Origin of the sequence: Bradyrhizobium sp. JYMT SZCCT0428, assembly GCF_018131075.1 — a bacterium.
Lineage (GTDB): Bacteria > Pseudomonadota > Alphaproteobacteria > Rhizobiales > Xanthobacteraceae > Bradyrhizobium.
Genome location: NZ_JAFCLS010000004.1, coordinates 172060 through 194027, shown reverse-complemented (window position 1 = coordinate 194027; position 21968 = coordinate 172060). Strand labels below are relative to the sequence as shown.

General features: G+C 63.2%; 23 protein-coding genes. 12 read left to right on the top strand and 11 right to left on the bottom strand.

Annotation, left to right across the window (positions count from 1 at the left end; translation table 11 throughout):
• Positions 1–626 precede the first annotated feature (626 nt).
• Positions 627–1820, bottom strand: coding sequence for a GNAT family N-acetyltransferase (locus tag JQ575_RS05905; protein WP_212032300.1), 1194 nt, complete (start codon positions 1818–1820; stop codon positions 627–629).
• Between the two features lie 129 nt (positions 1821–1949).
• On the opposite strand from JQ575_RS05905, the gene JQ575_RS05900 reads away from it, so the two are divergent.
• A complete protein-coding gene (locus tag JQ575_RS05900; protein ID WP_409364763.1) occupies positions 1950–2984 on the top strand; it encodes a polysaccharide deacetylase family protein in 1035 nt (344 codons plus the stop codon).
• Positions 2985–2997: 13 nt separating this feature from the next.
• On the opposite strand, the gene JQ575_RS05895 is transcribed toward JQ575_RS05900, so the two are convergent.
• Positions 2998–3204: a DUF2842 domain-containing protein gene (locus JQ575_RS05895; RefSeq protein ID WP_192733494.1), complete on the bottom strand. Its 207-nt coding sequence runs from the start codon at positions 3202–3204 to the stop codon at positions 2998–3000.
• A gap of 107 nt (positions 3205–3311) precedes the next feature.
• On the opposite strand from JQ575_RS05895, the gene JQ575_RS05890 reads away from it, so the two are divergent.
• Both JQ575_RS05890 and JQ575_RS05885 read left to right on the top strand, forming a co-directional pair.
• Positions 3312–4403 (top strand): COX15/CtaA family protein, encoded by a 1092-nt coding sequence (locus tag JQ575_RS05890; RefSeq protein WP_212032299.1) that lies wholly within the window; start codon positions 3312–3314, stop codon positions 4401–4403.
• A gap of 119 nt (positions 4404–4522) precedes the next feature.
• Positions 4523–5335, top strand: coding sequence for an FTR1 family protein (locus JQ575_RS05885; RefSeq protein WP_212032298.1), 813 nt, complete (start codon positions 4523–4525; stop codon positions 5333–5335).
• 14 nt (positions 5336–5349) lie between these two features.
• Here JQ575_RS05885 and nadC read toward each other — a convergent pair whose 3' ends face one another.
• The 8 genes from nadC to JQ575_RS05845 form a co-directional block, all read right to left on the bottom strand.
• On the bottom strand, positions 5350–6219 hold the full coding sequence (nadC, locus tag JQ575_RS05880) for a carboxylating nicotinate-nucleotide diphosphorylase (protein WP_212032297.1): 870 nt from the start codon (positions 6217–6219) through the stop codon (positions 5350–5352).
• Positions 6216–7769, bottom strand: coding sequence for an L-aspartate oxidase (locus JQ575_RS05875; RefSeq protein WP_212032296.1), 1554 nt, complete (start codon positions 7767–7769; stop codon positions 6216–6218). The genes nadC and JQ575_RS05875 overlap by 4 nt, the downstream gene beginning before the upstream one ends.
• Positions 7766–8752 carry a quinolinate synthase NadA gene (nadA, locus tag JQ575_RS05870; protein WP_212032295.1) on the bottom strand — a complete coding sequence of 329 codons (987 nt, stop codon included), beginning with the start codon at positions 8750–8752 and terminating at the stop codon, positions 7766–7768. Before nadA ends, JQ575_RS05875 begins: the two co-directional genes overlap by 4 nt.
• A 53-nt stretch (positions 8753–8805) precedes the next feature.
• Complete coding sequence (locus tag JQ575_RS05865) at positions 8806–9762, bottom strand: NrtR DNA-binding winged helix domain-containing protein (RefSeq protein WP_212032294.1); 957 nt, start codon at positions 9760–9762, stop codon at positions 8806–8808.
• Between the two features lie 31 nt (positions 9763–9793).
• On the bottom strand, positions 9794–10330 hold the full coding sequence (locus JQ575_RS05860; RefSeq protein ID WP_212032293.1) for a hypothetical protein: 537 nt from the start codon (positions 10328–10330) through the stop codon (positions 9794–9796).
• A gap of 250 nt (positions 10331–10580) precedes the next feature.
• Entirely contained in the window at positions 10581–11861 is a 1281-nt protein-coding gene (locus JQ575_RS05855) for an O-acetylhomoserine aminocarboxypropyltransferase (RefSeq protein WP_212032292.1), read from the bottom strand.
• Between the two features lie 264 nt (positions 11862–12125).
• The gene (locus JQ575_RS05850) at positions 12126–12707 is read right to left on the bottom strand and encodes a CoA-binding protein (RefSeq protein ID WP_212032291.1); all 582 of its coding nucleotides are present in this window, start codon (positions 12705–12707) and stop codon (positions 12126–12128) included.
• A 102-nt stretch (positions 12708–12809) separates the two neighbouring features.
• Positions 12810–13634, bottom strand: coding sequence for an enoyl-CoA hydratase (locus JQ575_RS05845; protein ID WP_212032290.1), 825 nt, complete (start codon positions 13632–13634; stop codon positions 12810–12812).
• A gap of 96 nt (positions 13635–13730) precedes the next feature.
• On the opposite strand from JQ575_RS05845, the gene JQ575_RS05840 reads away from it, so the two are divergent.
• The 6 genes from JQ575_RS05840 (at position 13731) to JQ575_RS05815 (ending at position 17626) form a co-directional block, all read left to right on the top strand.
• Complete coding sequence (locus tag JQ575_RS05840; RefSeq protein ID WP_212032289.1) at positions 13731–14159, top strand: PaaI family thioesterase; 429 nt, start codon at positions 13731–13733, stop codon at positions 14157–14159.
• Between the two features lie 154 nt (positions 14160–14313).
• On the top strand, positions 14314–14778 hold the full coding sequence (rplM, locus tag JQ575_RS05835) for a 50S ribosomal protein L13 (protein ID WP_212032288.1): 465 nt from the start codon (positions 14314–14316) through the stop codon (positions 14776–14778).
• 1 nt (position 14779) lies between these two features.
• The gene (gene rpsI, locus JQ575_RS05830; RefSeq protein ID WP_212032287.1) at positions 14780–15256 is read left to right on the top strand and encodes a 30S ribosomal protein S9; all 477 of its coding nucleotides are present in this window, start codon (positions 14780–14782) and stop codon (positions 15254–15256) included.
• Positions 15257–15492: 236 nt separating this feature from the next.
• Positions 15493–16710, top strand: coding sequence for a GGDEF domain-containing protein (locus JQ575_RS05825; RefSeq protein WP_212032286.1), 1218 nt, complete (start codon positions 15493–15495; stop codon positions 16708–16710).
• A 173-nt stretch (positions 16711–16883) separates the two neighbouring features.
• The gene (locus tag JQ575_RS05820; protein ID WP_212032398.1) at positions 16884–17120 is read left to right on the top strand and encodes a hypothetical protein; all 237 of its coding nucleotides are present in this window, start codon (positions 16884–16886) and stop codon (positions 17118–17120) included.
• A 203-nt stretch (positions 17121–17323) separates the two neighbouring features.
• On the top strand, positions 17324–17626 hold the full coding sequence (locus tag JQ575_RS05815; protein ID WP_192733478.1) for an antibiotic biosynthesis monooxygenase: 303 nt from the start codon (positions 17324–17326) through the stop codon (positions 17624–17626).
• 2 nt (positions 17627–17628) lie between these two features.
• Here the strand turns inward: JQ575_RS05815 and JQ575_RS05810 are convergent, their stop codons facing one another.
• On the bottom strand, positions 17629–18735 hold the full coding sequence (locus JQ575_RS05810) for an AI-2E family transporter (RefSeq protein WP_212032397.1): 1107 nt from the start codon (positions 18733–18735) through the stop codon (positions 17629–17631).
• A gap of 253 nt (positions 18736–18988) precedes the next feature.
• On the opposite strand from JQ575_RS05810, the gene JQ575_RS05805 reads away from it, so the two are divergent.
• The 3 genes from JQ575_RS05805 (at position 18989) to JQ575_RS05795 (ending at position 21808) form a co-directional block, all read left to right on the top strand.
• On the top strand, positions 18989–19690 hold the full coding sequence (locus tag JQ575_RS05805) for a hypothetical protein (protein ID WP_212032285.1): 702 nt from the start codon (positions 18989–18991) through the stop codon (positions 19688–19690).
• A 224-nt stretch (positions 19691–19914) separates the two neighbouring features.
• Positions 19915–20685, top strand: a complete 771-nt coding sequence (locus JQ575_RS05800) for a gamma-glutamyl-gamma-aminobutyrate hydrolase family protein (protein WP_192733475.1) — start codon at positions 19915–19917, stop codon at positions 20683–20685.
• Between the two features lie 61 nt (positions 20686–20746).
• Positions 20747–21808 (top strand): extracellular solute-binding protein, encoded by a 1062-nt coding sequence (locus JQ575_RS05795; RefSeq protein WP_212032284.1) that lies wholly within the window; start codon positions 20747–20749, stop codon positions 21806–21808.
• The last annotated feature ends 160 nt before the right edge of the window (positions 21809–21968 follow it).

Genomic DNA, 21968 nt, shown 5'->3' with positions numbered 1-21968 from the left:
CGCGCTGCGACAAATTAACCCGACGGGCAAAATTCCGCTTTCCTCGTCGGGCAAATCAGCGGTTTGAATTGTCGCGTCCCGCCCGACAAGAGGGGCGTGCGCACGTCACGAACGCGCGGCGGGATGCGGTGGACGCTGGTTCACGTCTGACGACGGCGTGGGTTTAGCGTACGGCAAAACCGTGTGGTCCTGGCGCCCGTTGCCGGCGTCAAGCTGTCGGAGAAGCGCAAGCGGGAACGGCGGCGACGGAGTCAACCAAGAACTCGTCTCCGGGGAGATCACGGCATAAGCCGTAAAGCCATTGCGCAGGGAAGGCCGGGTGTTCACCGCTGCCCTGTATGCTAGTGCAGCCTACTTAGTGCAAACCGCACACGAGACCGCGGGTGCAGCGCGCACCCGGTCTTCCCTGCGCCCTCTGTTTGGAGAGGGCAAGGAGATTTCTGGCAAAGCTCGGGCGCAATGCGTCGCGAGAATGCGAATGTATGTGTAGAATCGTGATGCGAGCGCAAACTCAACTTGTCATGCCCGGGCTTGACCCGGGCATCCATCCGACTTCGCGAGAAGCTTCATTTGAAGTGATGGATTGCCGGGTCAAGCCCGGCAATGACAAAGCGGTGCTTCAGGCGCTAACTAAACGCATTGCGCAGCTTCTGCGCCATATCGAGCAGGGCCGGATTATGCTTCACCATGCGCTTGGTGCGGTTCAGCCCCGACATCACGCCCGCGGCGAGCTTGCCGCGCTGGCTCAGCGGGATAAAGCTGTCGAAGATCGGTTCGTCGTCCTTGCAGAACAGCCGCTTGTAATCGTCCGATCCGATGCCGAGATCGAAGGCGCGATAATCTTTGGCAGCGAAGTGATCGATGATGTCGCGCATCAGGATCAGGCCGGGGCTGTATTTCGCATTGGCCGACATCGTGTAGGTGTTGAACATCATCGAGAAACGATGGCCGTCGTCGACGCCGGTGAAGATCGCGATCACTTCCTCGTCGCATTCGAGCGCGTGGATATCGATGACGCGGTTGCCGCCGGCCAATTGTGCCGCGCAAGCGCTGCGGATGAAATCCTCGATGCCGGGCTCGGCGAATACGTCAGGCAGTTTCTGCTCGGCCATCCGCAGCGGCTTGATGCGGAAGAACCAGTCGAGGAGCCGCGTGATGTCGGCGTCGGTGCTGGCGACGTGGTAGCGATAGCCGGGCAGGGCCTGCAGCTTGCGCGCCTTGCCCTTCAGTCGCTGCCGGAACGACTTGCTGATCAGCGTCGTAGGCTCAGCACCGGGCTCCATCTTCAGGAGCGGGCAGTCGTTGGCGGAGGGTTGATGCGGCAGCAGCGCGATCGGGTTCGGCAGACCGCGCCAGCGCAGGGGCTGTTGATGCAGCGCCAGCACGTCGGCCTCGGCGCGTTGCGAGATGGCCGCGATCAGCCCTTGGATATCGGCCCGCGTTGCGGTCGCGGCAAAATCCTTGTCCCACAGCGCCATGTTGAAGGTCGAGTGTTTGCCGCCCATGAAGCTGGCGCAGCGCGCGCCGTAGACATGTCTGACCGCGAGCGGCAGCAGCATCAACGGCCGGCGCTCCGCGTCGTACGCGATCACGATGAAGGGGACGAGGCCTTCGCGCGCGCCGACATTGCGCTGCCAGGCGCTGACGAAGTCGAAACGCTGAAAGGGCGTCGAGGATTGCTGCTGCGCGTTTTCCAGAGCGCGCCAGATCGCTTCGGCGCCGGCCAGATCGCGGATGATGTCGATGCCGGCGATGCGCCCCGGTTTCGACCAGGTTTGCGTATCCGCCGTTCCGTTTTCAATCGCGGCAGCCATGGTCATCGCAAAACCTGTATAGGAAATTGTTTACAATTTTCGGCTTTGGCCGACATTCGCAGGGAAATGTCAACAAAGAGTAATAACAATGCAGGCGCGGCGGGGCACCGCGCGGCCGTATTTGGGGGCGGGACGTTGGGTCAGGACGTCGGGTTTTTGAAGCGGGCCCAGATGGAGCTCGCTTATTTCAGCGGCTACGCGCGGCTGAAGCAGCGCGGAAGCGGCGGCGCCGGTGTCGTGCTGCGGTTCGAACGCGTGCGCGCGCGGCAGCCGCGGCGGTTCCAGCCGCTCAAAGCTGATGAGATCACCCCGCAATTTCTCGACCGGATGATCCGGGCCTTGAAGCGCTGGAAATATGACATCGTATCGATGGACGAGGTATGCCGACGTGCGGTCACGCTGCCGACGGCCAATCGGTTTGTCGCGCTGACGTTTGACGGCGGCTACAACGATTTGATGACGACGGCCTATCCGGTGCTGGCGAAGCACGCGGTTCCCTTCGCCATCTACCTTCCGACCGCGTTTCCGGACGGGGTCGGCGAAGCGTGGTGGCTGGCGCTGGAGGAAATGATCGCGCGGGAAAACCGCATCAGCCTGGTGATCGATCGCAGGGAGCGGCACTTCACCATCCCAACCACGCCGGACAAATATGTGATCTACGAATTTCTCTCGAGCTGGATGCGGACGCTGTCGCCGCCGGATCTGTCATTCGCCATCAACGATCTCTGCAAGCGCTATTCGGTCGACCTTGCGGGCCTCTCGCGCGGCGCGTCGATGGATTGGGACGACCTGACGACGCTCGCGGCCGACCCCAATGTGACAATCGGCAGCGCCACGGTGAATTACCCGGTTCTGTCGAACCTGAAGGACACCGATGCCCAGCGCGAGATGTCGATGGGCAAGGCGGTAGCGGAAGCCGCCTTCCACCGCACCATCAAGCATTTCGCCTATCCGTTCGGCGATCGCGACGGCTTTCGCCGGGCGCACGTGGCGATGGCGCAGGAGCTGGGTCTTGCCAGCGCGGCAACCGTGCTGCCGGGCGTGGTCGCTTCGAAAGGATATACCAATCTGCATGCGTTGCCGCGCGTCGCCTGGGATGGACGGCAGCGTTCGCTGCGCATGATGCGGGTGATGCTGTCGGGGGCGTTTCTTCCGAAACGGACCAATTAGGAGTGAGTGCAATTCAGGCGTCGGGCCGCGACATCCAGCTGATGATCGGCATCGCCGGCAGCACCCATCCAAGGCCCGCGACGACGTAGAAAATCGATTGCAACAGCCCCGAATTGGCCAGCCAGGGCGTCTGCGCGATGGTCATGCCGAGCAGAGACCAGACCACGACGAGCACCAGCAAAAAGATGGTTCCGACGAATTTGCGGGTACGGATTGTCATGGCGGATATGTGAAGCCTTTACTGAGCTTGGAGCCTGTTGCGCGCGGGAAGGGGCGGACTATAAGGGGCGCAGCAATTCAATCAAGCATGGGCGTCGAACGGGTTCAATGACCGGTATTTCCAGGAGCGAGGGGCTGCCAAACCGCGCTGTCAGATGGTGGCTGTTTGCGGTTGCGGCCCTGATCGCGATCATGGTGCTGGTCGGCGGCGCCACGCGGCTGACGGAGTCCGGATTATCGATCGTCGAGTGGAAACCCGTCACCGGAACCTTGCCGCCGCTGACCGATGTGCAATGGGCGCAGGCGTTCGAGGGCTACAAGACGATTCCACAATACCGCGAGCTCAACGCCGGCATGAGTCTTGGCGAGTTCAGGACCATCTTCTGGTGGGAATGGAGCCACCGGCTGCTCGGGCGCGTGATCGGCGCGGTCTATCTGCTGCCGTTCCTGTTCTTCCTCTGGCGCGGCATGCTCGGCACCGAGCTGAAGCGGCGGTTGTGGGGGATCTTCGGCCTCGGCGCGCTACAGGGCGCGGTCGGCTGGTGGATGGTCGCCTCGGGCCTGACGCAGCGGGTCGAAGTCTCGCAATACCGGCTGGCGGCGCACCTGGTGCTGGCGCTGGTGATTTTTGCGGCGATCGTGTGGACGCTGCTGCGGCTGACGGACCGGCCACGGCCTGACGCGTCGTCGAGGCTCAAAATCACCGGCGTGGCGTTGCTGGCACTGACGTTCGTGCAGATCTATTTCGGCGCGCTGGTCGCGGGCCTGCGCGCGGGCAGGGTGTACAACACCTGGCCGCAGATCGACGGCGCCTTCATTCCATCCGCAGCAAGGCTGTTCTTCGAAGATCCGTGGTGGCGCAACCTGTTCGACAACACGCTCACGGTGCAGTTCGAGCATCGCATGACCGCCTATGCGCTGCTGGCGCTGGCGGTGCTGCACGCGATCGACGCGGTTGCCTCGCGCGCCGGGACGGCCGTGGTCCGCGGCGCCTGGTGGCTGGTCGCCGCGATCGTCGTGCAGGCGGTCCTCGGCATCCTGACGCTGCTGCACCAGGTGCCGATTGATCTGGCCCTGGCCCATCAGGCGGTTGCGATGGTCGTCCTGACGCTGGCGATTTTTCAGACCGAGCGGCTGGTCGCGCGCCGCACGGAACCGGGCCGGGAAGGATTGGTTCAGCCGGTGGGGCAGCCCGGCTGAAAGGGAGAACTCTAAAACTATTCTAATCTATTGCGATGGCTTGACGCGCTTGTGTCGGGCGTCGCGCTTTACTTGAAATATCCGGACGATAAAACGAACCGGAAATCAGGGTTTCCATCATGTCCTCAGCATTTATCCAGGCCGCCGTCATTCTGCTCCGCGAGGGGCTTGAAGCCATGCTGGTGATCGCGGCGCTTGCGGGCTATCTGAGAAAGGTCGGCTCCGCGCACCGTGTCGGCGCGCTGTATAGCGGCGCACTGGTGGCAGTCGGCGCCAGCTTCATCGCCGCCTGGGTGTTCGCGGTGTTCAATTCCGGCGACCACAGCGACGTCCTCGAAGGCGTCATCATCCTGTTCGCCGCCGCCCTGATGCTCTACGTCAGCGGCTGGCTGATGGTGAAGCAGGATCCGCGCGGCTGGCAGGATTATCTGGCGCACAAGGCCGACAGCGCGCTGGCGCAGGACACGGTGTGGGCGGTCGGCGCGCTGGCCTTCCTCGCGGTGTTCCGCGAGGGCGCCGAAACCGTGCTGTTCATCAACGCGCTGGCGAAGACCGAAGGCGGCTGGAGCGCCGGGCTGTTCGGCGGCCTTGCGGCGGCGGCGGTTGGGCTTGCCGTGCTGTTCTATTTCATCAACATGATCGCGCAAAAGCTTCCGCTGCGGCCGCTGTTCGTTATCACGTCCGCCTTCCTGTTCGCGATGGCCATCAAGTTCATCGGCGAAGCCGTGCAGGAATTCCAGGAGCAGGCGATCATCACGGTGACCGAGGTCAAGGGCAGCGCGTTCTTCACCGCGATCGGCCTCAATCCGAGCATGGAAGCGCTGTCGATCCAGCTCTTGGTCATTCTGTTTGCGCTCGCGACCTATTCGGTGTTCCAGCGCAATGCTCGCTTGATGCGTGAGGACAAGGCCGCCGCGCGTCCGGCCGAATAATCCTAATGTAATCCTCAAGCGGCCTGCCGCTTGAGGTCGAGATAGTCGAGTCCGATGTCGAGCGCGGCCGAGCTGTGCGTAATCCAGCCGGCCGAAATCAGGTCGACGCCGGTCGCCGCGATTGCCTTCGCGGTGGCGGCGGTGATGCGGCCGGAAGCCTCGGTAATGGCTCGGCCATCGGTCATGGTCACGGCCTGCCTGAGCTCCTCGTTCGACATGTTGTCGAGCAGTACCGCGTCGACGCCGATCGCCAGCACCTGTTCGAGCTGCGCCAGGGTGTCGACCTCGACCTCGATCTTGACGAGGTGGCCGGCATGCGCCTTGGCGCGCTGAACCGCGGTGCTGACATCGCCGGCCAGCGCGATGTGGTTGTCCTTGATCAGGATGGCGTCGTCGAGGCCAAAACGATGATTGCCGCCGCCGCCGGCGCGCACGGCATATTTTTCCAGCGCCCGCAGCCCCGGCGTCGTCTTGCGCGTGCAGACGATCTGCGCCTTCGTCCCCTTCGCGGCCGACACCAGCGAGGCGGTGGCCGTTGCAACGCCGCTGAGATGACACAGGAAGTTCAGCGCCGTCCGCTCGCCGGTGAGCAAACCGCGTGCCGGGCCTTCGATGGTCGCGATGATTTCGCCGGGTGCGACAACACTGCCGTCGGGCCGCTCCGCGCGGAGCGTGATGGCCGGCGACGCGAGCTGAAAGGCGCAGCGCGCGATGTCGAGACCCGCCACGACGCCGGCCTGCCGCGCGCGCAGCACCAGCGCAGCCTGCTGGTCGGCGGGAACGATCGCATCGGCCGTGATGTCACCGGCCCGGCCGAGGTCCTCCAGAAGGGCGGTCCGCACGATCGGTTCGTACATGATGGGCAGCAGGGGATTCAGCGTCATGATTGGGCACTCCCAAGAGACAAGGTGTCAGATTCGGCGATCTCGCGAGCGGCTTCCAGCGCCTCGGAAAGCGAGATTGATGACGGCGAGGCCGACGGCAGCGTGTCCGGATAATCGGTACGAAAGTGTCCGCCGCGGCTCTCCTCGCGCTGGTATGCGGCGACGGCGATCATGAGACCCACCAGCGCCGGATCGGATGCCGCGCCGTCTCGGTTCGCGAGCGGCAAGAGGCCCCGAACCAGCCGACCGATCGCGTTGCGGTCGCGGAGCACGCCGAGGCCTTGCGACATCATCGGCCGCAGGGTCGATGGATCGGAGGCGGGCAGGGCCATAAGGGGCGCACGCGCCTTCAATGGCCCGCGGCTCGCCCTGCTGACGCTCCCCGCAACCCACTCGGCGCAGACAATGGCTTCCATCAGCGAATTGCTGGCAAGGCGGTTGGCGCCGTGCAGGCCGGTGCGGGCGACTTCGCCGCAGGCCCAGAGGCCGCTGACCGTGCTGCGGCCTTCGAGATCCACGGCAATGCCGCCCATGTGGTAGTGCACCGCGGGCCGCACCGGAATCGGATCGGTCGCAGGATCGATCCCGGCCATCTTGCAGAACGCTGATATGACGGGATAACGCCCGGCAAAATCCTTGCCCGGATGCTTCCGTGCATCGAGGAACACCCGATGTCCCTCGGCGCGGCGGCGCCACACGGCGCGCGCGACAATGTCGCGGGCTGCGAGTTCGGCGCCGGGTTCATCCGCCATGAAGCGCTCTCCGGTCTCGTCGATCAGGGTTGCGCCGTCGCCTCTGATAGCCTCGGTGAGCAGCGGCATCGGCCGCGACGGGCCATCGAACGCGGTTGGATGAAACTGGATGAACTCGATATCCGAAAGCTTGGCGCCCGCGTGCGCCGCCAGTGCCAGTCCTTGGCCGAAGCAGCCGGCCGGATTGGTGCTGTCGAGAAACAGTCCTCCGATCCCGCCGGTCGCGATCACGACGCGGCCGGTATCGATCACCTGCGGACCTTGCGCGTTGACGGCGAGCACGCCCTTGACCGCGTTGTCCTCGACGATCAGCCGGCGCGCCTCGACACCCTCCAGCAGCGTGATGGTTGGGCAGCGGCGTACCGCCGCAATCAATGCCCGCATGATCTCCCGGCCGGTGCCGTCGCCGGTGGCATGAACGATCCGGTTGCGGCTGTGGGCGGCTTCGAGGCCGAGCCTCCAGCGTCCATCCGGCCGCCGGTCGAAGGCGACGCCGAGTTGCGTGAGATGCTCGACCGCCGCGGGCGCCGCGTGGACGATCCGGCTTGCAGTGGTTTCGTCGCAAAGCCCGGCGCCGGCAGCGATGGTGTCGGCGAGATGCAGGGCAGGGTCGTCGTCCGCGCCCATCGCCGCCGCCAGTCCGCCTTGCGCCCACAGGCTGGAGGCTTCCGCACCCAAGGGGGCCTTCGACACCACCAGCACCGGCTCCGGCGCCAGGTGCAGCGCCGTCATCAATCCTGCGGCGCCGCCGCCGATGATCACCGGCCGGTTGGCCAGCGCTGAAATATCCGTGCTCATATCGCCAGCATCCTCTCGACGGCGCGCCGCGCGGGGGCGGCGATCGCGGGATCGATCGTCACCTGGTGCTGATTGGTCTCCAGCGCATGGCGGATATTTTTCAGCGTGATCCGCTTCATGTGCGGGCACAGATTGCAGGGCCGGATGAACTCGACATCGGGATGCAGCACCGCGACGTTGTCGCTCATCGAACATTCGGTCAGCAGCACGACGCGGGGCGGGCGCTGCTGTTCGACGTAGCCGGACATCGCCGCCGTCGAGCCGGAGAAGTCAGCCTCCGCCACCACTTCGGGCGGGCATTCCGGGTGCGCCAGAACAGTGACGCCGGGGTGGTTCTCGCGGATCTGCCTGATGTCGTCGGGCGTAAAGAGCTCATGCACTTCGCAGTGGCCCTTCCACGCGATGATCTTCACGTCGGTCTGCCTGGCGATGTTCTGCGCCAGATATTCGTCCGGCAGCATGATGACGCGGTCGACGCCGAGCGACTCCACCACCTTGAGCGCATTGCCCGAGGTGCAGCAGATGTCGGATTCCGCTTTCACCGCGGCGGATGTGTTGACATAGGTGACGACGGGCGCGCCGGGAAATCGCTGGCGCATCAGCCGCACGTCCGCCGGGGTGATCGAGTCCGCGAGCGAACAGCCGGCCGCAAGATCGGGGATCAGGACGATCTTTTGCGGATTGAGCAGCTTGGCCGTCTCGGCCATGAAGTGCACGCCGGCGAGCACGATGATATCGGCGTCGACCTTGGTGGCTTCGCGCGCGAGCAGCAGGCTGTCGCCGACGATGTCGGCGACGCCATGGAAGATTTCCGGCGTCTGGTAATTGTGCGCCAGGATGACCGCGTTGCGCGTTCGCTTCAGCTCGAGGATGGCGTCGACGTCGTCTGCGAAGGTTGCCCATTCGGGCGGCGGGATTACGCGTTTCACCCTCTCATAAAGCGGCGCGGTGCGGGCGAGGGCGTCGGAACTGAGACTGGCCATTTATACTCTCCATGAGCATATCTGGCTTATACTTATCCTGAGCATAACCTAAGTCAAGTGCGCGAAAGCGGCAGCTTGGTTCCGGCGACGGCCCGTTCGGCCAGGACGGCGTGGCGGAAGCGGAACAGCTTGGCGGGTCGCCCGACGGTGTCGGCGGCGATTGCGCCAGTGTCCTCAACGAGTTGCTGTTGTTCCATCAGGCGGCGGAAGTTCTGCTTGTGGACCAGCCGTCCTGCAAGCGCTTCAACACTGCGTTGCAGTTGCAGCAGGGTGAATTCCGCCGGCATCAGCTCGAACACCACGGGGCGATATTTGATCTTGGCCCGAAGTCTTGCGATTCCGGTCGCGAGAATGCGGCGATGATCGGCCGTCATCGGCCGGCCGGGCACCAGCGTGGCCGCGTTGCCGCTTTCGCGAACCGCTTCGGGAATGAGCGCGGCCTCAAATAGCAGCTCGTAACGTTGCAGCACGAGTTCTTCATTCCACTCGCGGTCTTCGAACCCGAAGGTGATCGCGGCACGCTGCCATCGTTCGCGCTGCAACGCCGCCGAGGGCGCGGATTTCGCCCATGCGCGCAGTCGCGGCGTCAGCAGCTTCGCCAGCAGAGAAGGCGGCCCTTCCCGATGATCTTCCCATGGGAAATAATCATACCAGCCGGACCAATGCGCCGACGCCCCGTCGGCGACCTGATCCTCGCGGGTCAACCCGAGATAGCTGATTGAGACGGAGTGGGGCGATGGGCCATCGCCGGTCCGCCCGCGATCGGCAAACGTATAGAGCTGCTCGACGTAGCCGAGCGGATGGCCGGTTTGCGCTTCGACCCAGGCCCGCAAACCTGATTGCAGCGAGCGGTGCTTGAATTCGAACGGCCCGCTCGGTAGCGCACCCGCATTGGCGATCGTCATGATCTTGGGTTGGCCGTCGGTCACCGCGACCAGCACGGCGACCAGGTCGGCGGTGATCGCGCGCCTGGAATCCGGTGTCTTAGTTTTTCGCGGTGGCCCTGCCACGTCCAAAAGTCCGTTTCTGTTGCAATCGTGGCTAGCGATAGCCGTAGACGCCGCCAGCATAAGGCAGGCGGCTCCAGTAGGGCGTGTAGGGGCCGCCGTAATAGGGGCCATCATAGCTGTAGGAATGGCTGGTCCCATAATAGCCCGGCAGGGTGTTGGAGCCCGGCAGTAACGGCACGCCGTTTACGAGCGGCGCATAGGGGACGACGCCGACCGGCGTGAACAGCACGTCGGGATCGGCTTCCTCGACCACCACCAATTGCCGGCCGCGCCGCACGTAGAGCGGCGCTGCAGCAGGAGCGACCGTGGTCCGGTAATTGTAGTGCGCGCGGGGCAGGCCTGGCGGCAACTGCCTGGCAGCGCGAACCGCGGCGCGCCTGGCGGCGGTCGGATTATCGGCGCGCTTCGCTACGGTTGGGCTTTTGGGGGATGTGGTAGCGGCCGGGCTGTCGGCAGGCTTTGCTGCTGCGGGGCCATCGGTGGCCTTGGCGGTGCCGGGGCTCTCGTCCGCGGCAGCAGTTCCGATCGCGAAAATAGCGACCAGAAATGGCGTCATCCAGCGCAGCATCGTTTGCTCCGAATCATCAAGGGCAGCTCACCGCCACTTTATGCCGGAATGACCGTTAATGAGAGGCTTGTGATTTCGGGCCAAATGGCCGGCTGGGAGGCGGCGGCGACCAGCTGTCGTCACCCCGCCAGAGTGCGCAATGGCTGACGGGGGCGGGTGACCCGCAGTTGATAAACCGATAGGCCGCGGCGCTGGGTACCCCGCTTTCGCGGGGTACGACGAGTCGTGGCGATACGACGTGCGATGGCCCTCAGGCCGTCAGCGCCTGCTCCAGATCCGCGATCAGATCTTCCTTGTCCTCGATGCCGATCGACAGCCGGACCACGTCGGGGGCGGCGCCCGATTTCACCTTGGCGGCGTCGTCGAGCTGGCTGTGGGTGGTCGAGGCCGGGTGGATCACCAGCGAGCGGGTGTCGCCGACATTGGCCAGATGCGAGAACAGTTTCAGGTTCGACACCAGATTGACGCCGGCGTCATAACCGTCCTTGAGGCTGAAGGTGAACACCGCGCCGGCACCCTTCGGTGCATATTTTCGCGCGAGGTTGTTGTACTTGTCGCCGGCGAGACCTGCGTAGTTCACCGCGGCCACCTTGGGGTGGCCGGCGAGAAATTCCGCGACCGCCTTGGCGTTCTCGCAATGCTTCTGCATCCGCAGCGGCAGCGTCTCGATGCCGGTCAGGATCATGAAGGCGTTGAACGGCGACAGCGCCGGGCCGAGGTCGCGCAGGCCGAGCACGCGGCAGGCGATCGCGAAGGCGAAATTGCCAAACGTCTCCTGCAGCTTGATGCCGTGATATTCGGGGCGCGGATCGCTCAGCATCGGATACTTGTTGTCCTTCGACCAGTCGAAGGTACCGGCATCGACGATGATGCCGCCGAGTGAGTTGCCGTGACCGCCCAGAAATTTCGTCAGCGAATGCACGACGATGTCGGCGCCGTGATCGATCGGGCGGATCAGGTAGGGGGTGGCAAGCGTGTTGTCGACGATCAATGGCACGCCGGCCTTGCGGGCGACGGCGGCGATCGCCTCGATATCGGTGATGCTGCCGGAGGGATTGGCTATCGACTCGATGAAGATCGCCTTGGTGTGCGGCGTCACCGCGCGTTCGAAACTTGCGATATCATCTGAATCCGCCCATGCGACGTTCCAGCCAAAACTCTTGAAGGCATGGGTGAACTGGTTGATCGATCCGCCATAGAGTTTGCGCGCGGCAATGATCTCGTCGCCCGGCATCAGCAATTGCTGGAACACCACCACCTGGGCGGCGTGTCCGGACGCGACCGCAAGCGCGGCGGTGCCGCCTTCGAGTGCGGCAACGCGTTCTTCCAGCACCGCGTTGGTCGGATTGCCGATGCGGGTATAGATGTTGCCGAAGGCCTGCAGGCCGAACAGGGACGCCGCGTGATCAGCGTCGTTGAACACGAAAGACGTTGTTTGATAGATCGGCGTCGCCCGCGCGCCGGTGGTCGGATCAGGCTGCGCGCCCGCATGCACGGCAAGGGTGGAAAATCCCGGGTGGCGATCGGTCATTCTATGCATCCTGTTTTTGGTTCGTCGAAAATGCGCGGCATGCTGATCGCAAGCCGCGTCCGCCGTCAAGGCGACCGTTTCACATATCGTGGATTAGGAACGGACGTGCTTCAGGGAGCCTGTAGACGGGCGGCGCTCCGCGCCGTTGGCCACGTTTGGGAAACAATCGTTTCGCATCTGCGTTACGACAGAGCCTGGTCGGCTCTGTTTTTTGTTTTGACGCGTTTTCCTGGCGCGAACCGGTACCCACTTCGCTTGAAAACGCTATGGCTCGCTCTTGTTTTTCGCGGCGCGGTCGGATGCAGCGGTTTCACCGCCCCCGACGCTCATCCGGTTCAGCGACAGCCGCATACCCTGCGTCGGGATTGGCGCGCGCTTGGAGCTGAGCGTTCGCGAGTTGACGCCCATCCAGGAAATCTCCGATGACAGCCGTCCATATTCGATCTTCGGGCAGCGGTTCATCACGACCTTCATGCCGGCGGCTTCGGCTTTTTCCGCAGCGGCGTCGTCGCGCGCGCCGAGCTGCATCCAGATCACCTTCGGCAGCGGCGACAATTTCAGGGCTTCATCGACCACAGGCATGATGTGGCTGGAATTGCGGAAAATGTCGATCATGTCGATCGGGCGGTCGATATCCCCGAGCGAAGCAACGAAGGGTTTGCCGAGCAGGCTCTTGCCGACATGGCCGGGATTGACCGGGATCATGTCGTAGCCGCGTTGTGCCAGGTATTTGAACGCAAAGTAGCTCGGTCGCACGTTGACCGGCGAGGCGCCGACCATCGCGATCGATTTCACGCTGTTGAGGATCGCGCGGATGTAATTGTCGTCGTAGGCGTCGTGGTTCATTTATGATTCCCTGCGTCATTGCGAGGAGCGAAGCGACGAAGCAAATCAGCTTTCCTTGCTTGGTGTCGATGGATTGCTTCGCTGCGCTCGCAATGACGGAAACTATCTATCCTGCCACTTCGGCTCGCGCTTCTCGATGAAGGCGCCGATGCCTTCCTCGGCGTCGCGCGCCATCATGTTTTCCGTCATCACCTCTGCGGCATAGCGATAGGCGTCGGCAAGGTTCATTTCGACCTGGCGATAGAAAGCTTCCTTGCCGAGCTTGATGGTGTAGGCGGATTTGAGCGCGACCTTCTGCGCGAGTGCGATCGCCGCATCGCGTTCGGTGCCGGATGGAACCACGCGGTTGACGAGGCCGAGGCTTTGCGCCGTCGTCGCGTCCACCGGCTCGCCGGTGAGCAGCATTTCCATCGCCTGCTTGCGCGGCACGTTGCGCGACAAAGCCACCATCGGTGTCGAACAGAACAGCCCGATATCGACGCCGGGCGTAGCAAAACTCGCGGCCTCGGAGGCGACCGCCAGATCGCAGCTTGCCACCAGCTGGCAGCCGGCGGCGGTGGCGACGCCCTGAACGGCGGCAACCACGGGCTTCGGCAACTGCACGATCGCCTGCATCATCGCGCTGCAGGCGTTCATGATCTCTGCGAAATAGGCGCGGCCGCGATCGGCATCGCTGCGGCGCGCGGTCAGTTCCTTCATGTCGTGACCGGCCGAGAACGCCGGGCCGTTGGCGGCGATGACGAGCGCGCGTACATTCTTGTCGTCGTGAATGTCCTTCAGCGCCGCATGTAGTTCGGCGATCAAGCCCTCCGACAGGCTGTTGCGCGCCGCTGATCGGTTCAAGGTAAGCACGGCGACGCTGCCAACCCGCTCGCGCAGCAGGATCGGCGATTGAGGGGCGGGCGCGCGGGCGGTCTGGGGCGACATCTCAAAAATTTCCACTCAGTGGTTTTCTTGGGTTTTGTTTGGGCTTTGATGACAACTTAATGTAACAGGCGATCTGAAGCGAGGGCAGGGGTCAGCATGGCGGCAGCGAAAATGAGCGTGGCTGAACTGGAGAAGTTCCTCCACGACGAATTCCCGCAAGCCTTCAAAGGCGGCGATATCACCATCGAAAGCGCCGATGGCGAGACCTGTTTGCTGCGGCAGCGTTACAACGATAACATGCTCCGCCCGGGCGGCACGGTATCGGGCCCGACGCTGATGGCGATGGCCGATTTCGCAATGTATGTGGTGCTGCTGTCGGCGATCGGACCGGTTGGGCTTGCCGTGACCACCAGTCTCAACATCAATTTCCTGCGCAAGGGCCAGCCTGGACAGGACGTGCTGGCCGCAGCGCGGCTGTTGAAGCTCGGCAAGCGGCTGGCGGTGGGGGAAGTCAATCTGCTGTCGGGCACGTCGCCCGATCCGATCGCGCACGTGACGTCGACCTATTCCATTCCAAACAAATAGGCTTTTATACGGTAATATAACACCATATTTATAAGCCGTTGTTTTTGCTGCTATAATTATCGTCATTTGGCATTGACGCGCCGCGTGCGGTTCTCTAGAAACCGCGCAGTTCGGCGCAGCCTGCGCCGCAGTCCCCTTTCACGGATTTCCTCACATGAAAACCTTTTCGGCTAAGCCCGCCGAGGTGACGAAGAAGTGGGTGCTGATCGACGCCAAAGGTCTGGTGGTCGGACGGCTCGCTACCCTGGTCGCCATGCGTCTGCGCGGCAAACACCTGCCCACCTACACGCCCCACGTCGATTGCGGCGACCACGTCGTCATCATCAATGCGGCGCACGTCGTTCTGACCGGTCGCAAGCGCGACCAGAAGGTCTACTACAAGCACACCGGCTTCATCGGCGGCATCAAGGAACGCACCGCGAAGTCGATCCTCGAGGGTCGTTTCCCCGAGCGCGTGGTCGAGAAGGCCATCGAGCGCATGATCCCGCGCGGTCCGCTCGGCCGCGTGCAGATGGGCAATCTGCGCGTTTACCCCGGTGCCGAACATCCGCATGAAGCCCAGCAGCCCGAGACGGTTGATATCGCTTCGATGAACCGCAAGAACATGAGGGCCGCATAAGATGTCCGATACCATGCAGTCGCTCGACCAGTTGTCGCAGCTGAAGCCGGCAACGCCGGATGCCCCGAAATACGTCAAGAAGGTCGACAAATACGGCCGCGCTTACGCCACCGGCAAGCGCAAGGACGCGGTCGCCCGCGTCTGGATCAAGCCGGGCGCCGGCAAGATCCTGGTCAACACCCGCGAAGTCGAAGTCTATTTCGCGCGTCCCGTTCTGCGCATGCTGATCCAGCAGCCGCTGGTCGCAGCTGCACGTGCCGGCCAATACGATGTCATCTGCACGGTTGCCGGCGGCGGTCTGTCGGGCCAGGCGGGTGCCGTGCGTCACGGCATCTCCAAGGCGCTGACCTGCTTCGAGCCGGATCTGCGCGGCGTGTTGAAGAAGGGCGGCTTCCTGACCCGCGACTCCCGCACCGTGGAGCGCAAGAAGTACGGCCGCGCCAAGGCGCGCAAGTCGTTCCAGTTCTCGAAGCGCTAATTGCTTCGCTAAAATTTGCAGCGATTGCTGCATTCATCAACGAGGAAAAAGGGCGCTTTTCAGCGCCCTTTTTGTATTTAGTTTAGAGATGAATTAACGCAGATTTTCACGAAAACTTTCGTGCGCGTACACACGAAATTGGAACCCGAGCGGCCTAGCGTGCCAGTTCTGCGGGGGCGCAGCATCACATTTCCAAATACGCTCCCAGCATTGCATCACACTTTACGGTGGGGCTCATGTCGTTCGATACGTCCACGCTATATCTGTTCGCAACCATGGTTGCGGGCATGCTCGGGGCCATGCTCATTTTCTTCGGCAAGCAGGAAAATGTCCCGGCGTTGAAGTGGTGGGGCACGGCCTATCTGCTCGGTGCGGCCTCGGTCGCGATCTGGACCGTCGGCGGCGCCGCACTTGGCGGACCGCTGACGCTGGCGTTGAACGCGGTCGGCTTCATCGCCTGCGGCATGGTCTGGAATGCCGCGCGCGTCTTCCTCGGCCGCAAGCCCAATCTGCCGGGGCTGGTGTTCGGCGCGATCGCCTGGATTGGGGTGTCCGTGGCCTTGCCGTGGCTGGATCCTGCGATGCGCCTGACCGTTGGTGCGCTGATCGTTGCGATCTATGCAGCGCTGACCGCCTCGGAATTGTGGAGCGAGCGGCGGCGCAGCATGCAGAAGCGCTGGCCGACCGTTGCGGTGCCTGTGATGCATGGCTGCGTGCTGATGCTGCCGATCCTGCTCGGCGATCTCCTGCGTCCGCATGACGAAACCTTCTACAGCAGCGTCTGGGTGACGGCGTTTTCGATCGAACTCGTGCTCTATGCGATCGGCACCGTGTTCGTGATCTTCATGCTGGTGTCGGATCGTGCCGTGACCGTGCACAAGACGGCAGCGTCGATCGATCCCTTGAGCGGCATGTTCAACCGTCGTGGATTTGCCGAGGCCTGTGCGCGGGTGATTGAACGCGAGGCCACGGCCGGCCGGCCGGTGACGGTGATGATCTTCGACATCGACCATTTCAAGGGCATCAACGACCGTTTCGGCCATCCGGCGGGCGATGAAATCCTCAAACTGTTTGCCACCGTCGTGGTCAACAATCTGCGCATCAGCGATCTGTCGGGCCGCATCGGCGGCGAAGAGTTCGCCGCGCTGTTGCCGTGTGCGCTGGACGAGGGCGTGCTGGTGGCCGAGCGCGTGCGTGAAGCGTTCGAGGCGTCCGGAATCGTGTGCGAGGAAGGGCCGGTCGATACCACCGTCAGCATCGGCGTGGCCGGCGGGCCGGCGGGCACCGAGCTCGAGGTGCTTCTGGCGGCGGCCGACACCGCGCTCTATCAGGCCAAACGCAGCGGCCGCAATCGCGTCGAGGCCGCCGAAGAGCTGCCGCTGTCGCTGGAACACTGGCGGCGCAAGACCGCGGGCCTTCCGGCGCCGGTCCGTGCACAGGCCGCCGCGACCTAGAGCTGATCGGTTCTGATTTGATCAGAACCGGAGACTCTTGTTTTGACGCGTTTTCCTGACGTGAACCGGTAGCCATCCCGCATCATGTGCGGGACAGGTTTTTGCTTGAAAACGCGCTGAAGGAAAACGTGGCGGTAACTTCGCGTTTACCATTCGGTCCATATTATTTACTTATGGAATCGATACGCTCGCGAAACCCCCAGGCTGCGCTGATGTCGCTCGAAGCGGCCGCCGTCTCCGCCCGTGGCGGCTTCGCCTGCATGTTCTCCAGCTCGGAAGAATTCGAGACGGCGCTCATCACCGAGCGCCGGGCGCAGGGCCGCTACGATCAGCGCAGAACGCGCTGGCCTGCCATCCTGTTCACCGGTTGCGCAATGATGGTCGTGGGCGCAGTGCTGCTGTTCAATTGAGCCGAGCTTTCGAGATGCTGATGTAAGGGCGCCGCGAGGCGCCTTTTTCTTTGTGCCCGGCTGGGTTAGAGCGTTTTCCAGCGAAGTGGATACCGGTTCGCGGCAAGAAAACGCGTCAAAACAAGAATCTAGAGCCCCGTTCCGATTCCATCGGAACGGAAAAGGCTCTAGAGACGGTTATTCCCAGCAGAAGGCCTTCATCAATGATCACCGAAATCGCACAGATCGACGTCAAGCCCGGCACCGAGAAGGATTTTGAGGCCGCGGTAGCCAAGGCGCGTCCGCTGTTCCTGCGCGCCAAGGGCGGCAAGGGGTTTGAGCTCCACAAGTCGATTGAGAAGCCGCAGCGCTATCGCCTGATGGCGCAATGGGAAACGCTGGAAAATCACACCGTCGATTTCCGCGGCTCCGAAGATTTCACGGCGTGGCGCGGCCTGGTCGGGCAGTATTTTGCGGCGCCGCCCGAGGTCGAGCACACCGAGACGGTGCTGACGTCGGCGGGCTAGGTTTAGGCCAGCGTCTTTTCGGCCTTGAAATGGTCGATCATGACCTTGGCGATCGCCATCAGGGGGAGCGCCAGCGCCAGCCCCCAGATGCCGAACACGACGCCGAGCAGGATCTGGAACGCGAACAACGTGGCGGGCGGAATATCCAGCGCCTGGCGCTGGATGATCGGCGTCAGCACGTAGCTTTCCAGCGCGTGCACGCCGAGGAACAGGATGAACGCGCTGAGCGCCGCGACCCATCCGGAGGCGAGGCTCGCCAGCACCACGATCAGCCCGCCGAGGATCGCGCCCACCGTCGGAATGAAGGCGAGCAGCCCGGCCTGGATGCCCAGGATGAACGAGCTGGGAATGCCGATGATGGCAAGTCCGACCCAGGTGACAAAGAACACCGCGGCCATGGTGATGATCTGCGCGATCAGCCAGCGCTCCAGCGTCCAGCCGATGCGGTCGATAATGATGGTGGCACGGGCGCGGTGCCTGGCCGGGGCCATGAACAACAGCCCGTTGCGGTAAACGCTCGGTTGCACGGCAAAGGCGAGGCCCAGAAACAGCACGATAAAGAAGTTTCCGACCGCGCTCACGGTGCCCAGGATCAGCTTCAGGCTCTGGCTGAAAATGGCGCCGCCGCTGGATGCGATGGTGCTGGCGCTGGGAAGGCTATGCGGCGTTGTTGGCGCCGCCGGCGCAGACGCATCCGAAGCCGCATTGAGGCTGCCGAAGTCGAAAAAGCTGGTGTCGACTCCATTCCTGTCCAGGAAGGCTTTGAGGTCGACCAACTGCGACTTGATCGTGTCGCTCAACACCTTGGTCTGTTGCGCGATAGTGGCGCCGCCGAGAAAAAGAATACCCGACAGGAGCCCGGCCAACACCAGGCCCACGACGGTGAGCCGCAGCGAATGCGGGAGTTTGACCACGCGGCCGAGCATATTGGCCATCGCGGTGAGCGCGACGCCGAGCAGCACGCCGGCAAAGATCAGGAACAGGGTCGCAGCAAAAAACCAGGTGAACAGCAAGAGTGCCGTGAACAGCACGACGCCGATGCCTCCGACAGAGATCGCCCACGCCAGATCGTTGCGGGCCAAAAGACGACCGTCAGCCGGACCTGTCACGTTGATTCCTTCCTGCAGAATATCCCGCACCAGTCTTTCGCGAAAATTCGCCCGGGATCAAGCGGCGAGGCACGCGCCGGTTTGACGCTGCCATGCCCGGTGTGCCAAGCGGTGCAGGGTAACTAAAGCGTTTTCCAGCGAAGTGGACGCCGGTTCGCGTCAAGAAAACGCGTCAAATCAAGAATCTGGAGCTCCGTTCCGATTCCATCGGAACGGAAAGGGCTCCAGCGACGGGCGCTTCGGCGAGGATGAGATGAATTTCAAATGGTTGGGGCCGGTTGCGCTGCTGGCGGCGATCTATATCGGCGACCAGATCAGGATCAATCGTCCCGGCCACAAATATCGCTTGACCGTCGAAGTCGAGACCCCCGATGGACGCAAATCGGCGAGCGGAGTCGTGGCGGTCCACCCGTATCGCGGCTACAGCGGTATCGGCCCAACCCGCACCGTGGGTGATGCCGTTTACGTCGACCTCGGCGCCGGCAAAAATCTGGTCGCGCTCCTGGCGCATATCGACAAGAAACTCGAACTCGAGGGCATCAATTACGTAGCCCTGCGCGCCTATACGGCCGCCGCCGGCGACGGCAAGCGCGTGTCGTTCAACGAAATGAACCGCCAGACCGGCATCGTGCCGATAACGGGCGCGCTGACCCCTGTGCTCGTGACGTTTGCCGATCCGGCCAATCCCGGGACCGCGCGCAACGTACAGCCTGACCAAGCGGAGGCTGTACTGGGGAAGGGATATCGCCTCCACGGGATATCGGCCGAGGCGGTGCCGAACGGATTCTGGCCGCTCGATTTCGGCGGCGTGCTGGGCGAGCCGGTGACCCGCGCCGTCCAGACAAAATTGCCCTGGCTGAACAGCGCCGACAATTCCGCCGCGACGGCGCTTCGGGCGGCCGGTTTGCCCGGCGTCGAGGCTGTTGATGCCAGGGAAGCCTTTACGCGGAAGTAGCTTGCCTTTGCCGCGCGTCAGGCCGTTCCGCGCGCCAAAACGTGTGCCTTGCGGCCATTCTGACGCCAATCGTGCCGGCACGGCCTGGGATTTGCGCGGAGCTGTAAAGCAGAACTGGGCAGCATATCATGTTGATCCGGCACGATCTCGCAGGCATGATCGGCCACAATCATGGCTCAACCTAGAAGATCCTTGCGCAGGACGATGAAAGCAGAAATTTGGCGATGAGACGGCCCGTGGTCGGTGTGATCGGGAACGCCCATCGCATCGAAAATCGTTTCACAACCCAGATGGTCGGAGAGCGCAATCTCCGCGCTGTAGCCGACGTGTCGGGCGCACTGCCGCTGATGTTTGCGGGATCGCCGGAGATTACCGATATCGGCGCCTTGCTCGAAGCGGTCGACGGGGTGGTGCTGACAGGCGCCCGAGCCAATGTCCATCCGACCCGCTTCAAGACCGAGCCGCATGAGAGGCACGAGCCCTACGATATTCATCGTGACGACGTCGCCCTTGCGCTGGCGGAAGCCTGCGTCGCCCGCGGCGTACCGATCTTCGGCATCTGCCGCGGCTTGCAGGAAATGAACGTCGCCTTTGGCGGCTCGCTGCACCCGGAGATTCGCGAAATCCCCGGCCGCATGAATCACCGCATGCCGCGGCTGGAGAACGGCGAAATCCACCCCGATCCGTTGGTGATCTTTGCCGACCGGCACGACGTCCATCTCACCCCGGACGGCGCTTTTGCAAAGCTGCTCGGCTGCGAAACCATTCGCGTGAACTCGCTGCATGGGCAAGGCATTCTCGATCCCGGCGAGCGCGTCGTCATCGAGGGCGTGGCGGAAGACGGCACCATCGAGGCAATTCGCATTGCCGATGCACCTAGCTTTGCGCTCGGCGTGCAGTGGCATGCGGAGTACGACCCGCAGCGCAATCCGATCAACCGTGCGCTGTTTGAGGCGTTCGGCGAGGCGCTCAAGGCGCATCAGCGGGCGAGCTAGAAGGCGGTTTCGAACGAACAGGCGGCCGAACAACGGTCGGGCTACAAAGGGGGAGGGTGCGATGCGGGACCGCCGATGGTCGAGACGCGACCTGTTGAAGGCGTCGACGGCTTCCGTTGCCGGCCTTTTATTCGCCGAACCGTTGCGCGCCGCGGCGCCGCCGCCATCCGAAGTGACGCCCGCCTTGATCGAGGCTGCCAGGAAAGAGGGCAAGGTGTCGTTCTATACGGCGCTTGAGCTCAACACCGCCGAGCGGGTGGCGCGGACGTTCGAGGCCAAATATCCGGGCATTAGCGTCCGGGTGGAGCGCTCCGGCGCGGAGCGGATCTTCCAGCGCATCGCGCAGGAGCAGGGCAGCGGCATCAACGCCGTCGACGTCGCCAACTCGACCGACCCGGCGCATTATCTCGACTGGAAAAAGAACAACTGGCTCGCGGCCTACCTGCCGGCGGAGGTCGCCAAACATTTCCCCGCCGATCAGATCGACCCTGATGGCATGCACGCGACGTCCTGCGCCTGGCTAGAGGCGATCGGCTACAACACCAATCTCGTCAAGCGCGAGGAAGCGCCAAAGAGCTATGCCGATTTGCTCGACCCGAAATGGCAAGGCAAGATCGTCAAGGGCCATCCCGGCTACAGCGGCGCGATTCTGACCGCGACCTTCGTGCTGACGCGCGATCTCGGTTGGGTCTATCTGGAGAAACTCGCGCAGCAGAAGGTCATGCAGGTGCAGTCGGCCGCCGATCCACCGAAGAAGATCCTGCTCGGCGAGCGTGCCATCATGGCCGACGGCAACGACTACAATCTGGTGCTCGCCAAGGACCAGGGCAAACCGGTCGAGGTGGTCTACCCGACCGAGGGGGCGATCATCGTTCCCTCCGGAATCTTCCGCGGCGCCCCCAATCCGAACGCGGCAAGATTATTTCAGAACTTCTTTTTCAGCGCCGAGACCCAGCAGATGCTGGTCGACGTGTTCGCCCACCGCTCGTTTCACGCGCAGGTGAAGGAGAAGGGCGAGCACATCCCGCTGGCGAATCTGAAATTGCTAAAGGCCGATCCCGCCGCCGTGCAAGCGCAAAGCGAGGAGATCAAGGCGCGCTACGCCAGGATATTCGGGGTATAATTTGATTCGAAATATCCATTTCTCCGGGGTGCTCTCCGTAATTCTACGGAACCGAAAACGCGGGAGCGCGGCCCAGAACTCGGCTATGCATTGGGGTAGCTGAGGGCGCCGAACAATCGGCGCAAGGCGCCGGACCCGCATTCATACTCACACCATTGTC